6 protein-coding genes are annotated in these 3637 nt (G+C 34.2%); all 6 read right to left on the bottom strand.

Annotated elements, in window-relative coordinates:
* Positions 1–452: 452 nt before the first annotated feature.
* The 6 genes from LEP1GSC199_RS07225 to LEP1GSC199_RS07200 all read right to left on the bottom strand — a co-directional run bounded on the left by LEP1GSC199_RS07225 (position 453) and on the right by LEP1GSC199_RS07200 (position 3083).
* Positions 453–734: a helix-turn-helix domain-containing protein gene (locus LEP1GSC199_RS07225; RefSeq protein WP_002979775.1), complete on the bottom strand. Its 282-nt coding sequence runs from the start codon at positions 732–734 to the stop codon at positions 453–455.
* Entirely contained in the window at positions 731–1114 is a 384-nt protein-coding gene (locus LEP1GSC199_RS07220; protein ID WP_002979767.1) for a type II toxin-antitoxin system RelE/ParE family toxin, read from the bottom strand. The genes LEP1GSC199_RS07225 and LEP1GSC199_RS07220 overlap by 4 nt, the downstream gene beginning before the upstream one ends.
* Before the next feature lie 245 nt (positions 1115–1359).
* Entirely contained in the window at positions 1360–1788 is a 429-nt protein-coding gene (locus tag LEP1GSC199_RS07215; protein WP_002979771.1) for a PIN domain-containing protein, read from the bottom strand.
* A gap of 1 nt (position 1789) precedes the next feature.
* Positions 1790–2101 carry a type II toxin-antitoxin system Phd/YefM family antitoxin gene (locus tag LEP1GSC199_RS07210; protein WP_002979772.1) on the bottom strand — a complete coding sequence of 104 codons (312 nt, stop codon included), beginning with the start codon at positions 2099–2101 and terminating at the stop codon, positions 1790–1792.
* Between the two features lie 233 nt (positions 2102–2334).
* Positions 2335–2772, bottom strand: a complete 438-nt coding sequence (locus LEP1GSC199_RS07205; RefSeq protein ID WP_002979774.1) for a PIN domain-containing protein — start codon at positions 2770–2772, stop codon at positions 2335–2337.
* Positions 2773–2777: 5 nt separating this feature from the next.
* On the bottom strand, positions 2778–3083 hold the full coding sequence (locus LEP1GSC199_RS07200) for a type II toxin-antitoxin system Phd/YefM family antitoxin (protein WP_002979768.1): 306 nt from the start codon (positions 3081–3083) through the stop codon (positions 2778–2780).
* Positions 3084–3637 lie beyond the last annotated feature (554 nt).

Below are 3637 nucleotides of genomic sequence, written 5' to 3'. Positions count from 1 at the left end.
GAATACAATTCGGTAAGACTTCATTCTGCAATCGGTTACGTAACACCTATGGATGTGTTTTATGGTCGCAAGGAAAAGATTTTAGCAGAAAGAAAAGAAAAACTACTTGAAGCAAAATTGAAGAGAAAAGAATACTCGGTAAAGGCTAATATAAGGCTTGTTGCTTAGCTTAATTTTGAATCTCAAAATTCTGTTTTTCACTGAACTAAGACAATTCTTCTCACATTTACATGTCTCGTCAGCCTTTTTTCTTTTTTGATTAGTCCGTGATTTTCTTTCGCCTAACGAACTAGACTTACCGAAGTTCCCCGACCCTGAGTCCCAACGGGACGTTAGGGACTGGCATGTAGCTTGCGAATGCAAGGCGAATGCCAGAAGGGGAATTTGCCGCAGGCCGAGCGAGGCCTTGTGCCGAAGCGTAGCGGTAAGTCGCTGTTATGCGACGTCTGAAACTAAGCAGTTAGTTTTCTGTTTTTAATAGATATTTCTAAATCAAGAGCATGGCAAACTTTTAAAAATGTAGATAAGTTGCAATTCACACCATTTTCTATCTTAGAAAGTTGTTGCTGAGTGACATGAGCTTTTTTTGCTAGATCAGATTGTGATAATCCTTTTTTCTCTCTCAAAGTTTGTAGCTCAATAGAGATATTAACAAGTTCCTTTTCTTCTTCAAATTTTTCCTTAAAAGATTTATTCTTTAACTTAGTGTCTAAATGTGTTTTGAAAGATCTCATAAATTAAACTCCTTTAAGTTTTTTTCTGAATATTTAGTTAGGAAATAATCTCTTCTATTAATAGCTTTTTTGATTTCTGCTTTTGGTACTTTATCAGTTTTTTTAACGAATTGATTGGTAAGAACTATATAATTTTTGTAACAAAAGAAATAGAGAATTCTTATTTGTGAGCCAGATAGTTTAATTCGTAATTCATGAACTCCATCAATCAATAAATCTGCATATGGCCTTGGTAGGTTAGGTCCCAACTCTGAAAGTTTATCTAACCAAGCGAATATTTTTGCCTGATTTCTCTCATCTTTTGAATTTATGAAAATTTCTATTTCTGATTGAATGTCCTTATTTTCCGAAAAATATATAATTTTCCATTTTTTTAGCACAATTTACGATACATCATTTATGATGTTAAGTCAATCTTTATTCTTAGTTTTAGGTGAAATTTTTCAGATGTCGTATAACGAACTAGGGGAGACGACGTTCCTCGTAGCTGAGCCTTCGTAGAAGGCGTTAGCGTCGGCGCGCCTTCTTGCGGAGCGAGAAGCGTGACGGAGAGGAATGTGGCGCAGCCCGAGCGAGGCCTTGTGCCGAAGCGAAGCGTTTCCCCGATGTTATACGAAGGTTCCGATTATAAAATTTTAAGGCCCATTTCTAAAGCTACTTTATTAAATTCTTTATCGTATGAAAATATATATAATTCATCACCGATTTCATTTTGAAATTCCATAGCGGTTGCTAGATGTAAAGCATCTAGTGTTCTGCATCCAGAAAGTGTATCTTCTTTATCTAGATTATCGATGGTAGTAGAATCAATATTTTTTAAACTTATTTCATCGAGTAGCTTTCCTAATTCAGTTAATTTATTTTCCTTCCAAGTCTGATTTAGTTTCTTTTTATTGTGTAGAAATGTCCTTTTGATGCTAATTTTACATTCAGCTTCTAATAATATAGAACTTACTCTGATTTTAGATTTTTTCCATATTTCTATTGATTGTGTCTGAGATTCTTCTTGGAAGATAATTGATAATAGTACGCTAGAATCTATATATACAATCATATTAAAAACGATCTGACCTAGTTTGATTATATATATTTTCCCAATCTAGTTTCGGCATTTTATGATTGAATTCTTTGACTATTGTTTCAATTTGCGATCCATTTCTTTTAGCAAGTTTAATTTTTCCAATTCTACTTTGCTCTTCTAAATATAGAAAAACTCTTTTATTTGAATCTTTTAAAAATTCCACAGGTTTTTTAATCTCTGCTATTACTTGTTCATGTTCTGTAATTACTATAGTTTCTCCAGCTTTTACCAAATGCAAATATTTGCTTAGATTATTTTTAAGATCACGTATTCCGACAGATTTCATACTATAATTGTGTCTACTGTGGCTATTTTATCTAGTCTTTTTTTGAATTCTAGATAGTTTTTTTCGGAACTTTCGTATAACGAACTAGACTAACCGACGTAGGCTGGCCCTGAGTCCCGAAACGGGACGTTAGGGACTGGCCACGACACTTGCGCATGCAAGGGGAGTGCCAGAAGCCTATGTGTCGCAGACCGAGCGAGGGCGAAGTCCCGAAGCGAAGCGGTTAGTTGCTGTTATGCGACGTCCGGTCTTAATCCAAATTTACCTGCGACATCGTTTACTCTGTTATCGAAGCTATAAAAAGCAAAGTTTGAAGAATGCATTACATCTTTTAAGAATATTGCAGTTGCGACATGAATACCATCTAAAGATCTGCAGTCGGAAATATCTTTTTTTAATTCAATAATAGATTGGATATTTTCGTCAATTTTCATTAAAGAACATTCGGAGAGTAACTCTTTGAGTAGTTTTTCGTGCTTTGAAAGCCATTGGGATGAAAGATTTTTTTTATTAGCTTTAAAGAATCTTCTTAGAACAATAGTAGCTTCAATTAAAGTTAGGATTGAGCTTACTTTTTCACTAGGAGCATTCCAGATACTAATTGCTTTTTCGTTGAAATGATCTCCTAAAATAATCGAGAGTATAATGCTCGTTTCGATATAGTAAATCATTTTTATTACAAATAATCCTCTTTGGAGTCCTGATATAAAGGCCACCAATCAGCTTGTTTTTTTTGACTTAGATTTTGTTTTTGAATTTTACTAATCTGGGTCGATTTTCGTTTTGCAGGAATTAATTTACCTTCATTTGCAAGTTTGTTTAAAATTTTTTGTATATTATTGCTAGATTCTTCTTTTCCAGGATATTTTAACTCAGCGACAACTCTATTGTGTTCTGTGATTAAAACATTCTCTCCATTCTTAACTAATTCGATATATTGGCTAAGATGAGATTTTAATTCGCGAATTCCAACTGATATCATAATGTCAAATTGTGACTACTATGACTACTTTTGTCAATTGGTAATTTTCGTTAATTTTCTTTTCTTTCTCGATTGAAATCGTAACTTTCCATATTTAGCATTAATTTTGACCGGATGTTCGCATAACGAACTAGTGGAGACGACGTTTCCCGACCCTGAGTCCCGAAGGGGACGTTAGGGACTGGCACGGAGTTTGCGGATGCAAACGAGTGACAGAAGGGAAATGTGGCGCAGCCCAAGCGAGGCCTCGTGCCGAAGCGCAGCGTTTCCATGCTGTTATGCGCTGGAGACAAGTCTAAAAAGGATTCCCAATCTTATTCTTTAAAAATTGTAAGAAATTCTTTCGGACTTAAGGGTTTAATTTCTCCATTGGGATAATCTTTTTTATTTTTAGTTATAATATATTTAATCTTTTTTGATTTTGCTGCAAAGTATTGAATTGAATCTTCAAAATCTTTTATTGAAGAATTTAATCCAAGATCGATTATTTTTCATCAATTGGGATTATTTCTATAATAGTTTTGAATTCTTTAATTAATGCTCTAGCAGATTTC

The organism is Leptospira vanthielii serovar Holland str. Waz Holland = ATCC 700522 (assembly GCF_000332455.1).
GTDB classification, from domain to species: Bacteria; Spirochaetota; Leptospiria; order Leptospirales; family Leptospiraceae; genus Leptospira_A; species Leptospira_A vanthielii.
Note: the sequence above shows the minus strand (reverse complement) of the source record. Positions and strands in the feature narration are given on the sequence as shown.